At 62.0% G+C, this 886-nt stretch carries 1 protein-coding gene and 1 pseudogene; both read right to left on the bottom strand.

The features are described 5' to 3' along the window. Positions 1-410, bottom strand: a 410-nt coding sequence (locus CKO31_RS26155) for a hypothetical protein (RefSeq protein ID WP_200243870.1), incomplete at its 3' end; no start/stop codon positions are given. A 251-nt stretch (positions 411-661) separates the two neighbouring features. Beyond that, a pseudogene (locus tag CKO31_RS26150) lies at positions 662-886 on the bottom strand (flavoprotein); the annotation flags it as partial.

The raw sequence follows: 886 nt of genomic DNA, 5'->3' as shown, positions 1-886 counted from the left end.
GCGACAAAGAAATGGCCGGTTGCCAGGGTGCCGGTAACGACCAGCCCGTTCAGCAGATCATTCTTAAGCTTCCGTTCCTTAAAGACCGAAATGAAGGCACGCCGATAAATGGGAATGCAGGCGTAGACAGCCAGCGCGACGGCGGGGAGGGTAAAGATCGGATAGAAATACGCGACTGCGAAAAACCCAAGGGATGCAGTATTGCCGCGGAAGTAGTTGACGGCCTGCTTTTCCTCCGGGCTCTTCGGTTTCTCCGCCTCGCCAAACAGCGCGTCACCGGTCTGAGAACGGAGCGCGTGTCGGGATTTGTGGACCAAAAGCCGATTGTTGCGCTTCTTGCGCTGCTTCGGAGATACCAGCCCGAAGCCCAGGCTGCCGGCGCCGAAAAGCGTGGGCGCTTCCGTGGTCATAAAAGAGTCCTCATGATTAACTGCGGAGACCGAGGCAGCGGCCGTGTCTCGGGCGACGTTCTTTTGATCGAAGGACTGCTAAGACCCCTTGAGCGGCTCAGCAAGAGTGCAGCAGATCGCGGAGTCGCGTTCGGTGGTAGCCGCGAGAGCGCGCCGGAGCGGGACGGACCGGCCTGGGCGTCCCGGCGGGTGGGACGACGGCAGACCCAGGCGGGGGCACGCCGAAGAGCTGGCGACCATCGGGCTACTGCCTAAGCGCAGCAGTTTTCCTTGCTTTCCACCGGTGGGGTGTCGCAACAGTCAGCGGTGCCTTGCTCGGCGGCCGGGGCACAGCAGGTCTCGTCGGCGTCGTTGTCCAGCGGCGCGGAGCATACGCCTGTCTCGGGCAACACGAGCTCGACCTTTGCGGCGCCTTCCTTATCACCGACAATGTCGGCGACGATGGAGCGGACCTGCTCGTATCCCGTTATCATGAG

The sequence above is a fragment of the Thiohalocapsa halophila genome (assembly GCF_016583825.1).
Lineage (GTDB): Bacteria > Pseudomonadota > Gammaproteobacteria > Chromatiales > Chromatiaceae > Thiohalocapsa > Thiohalocapsa halophila.
This window is presented reverse-complemented; position numbering and strand designations above follow the sequence as displayed.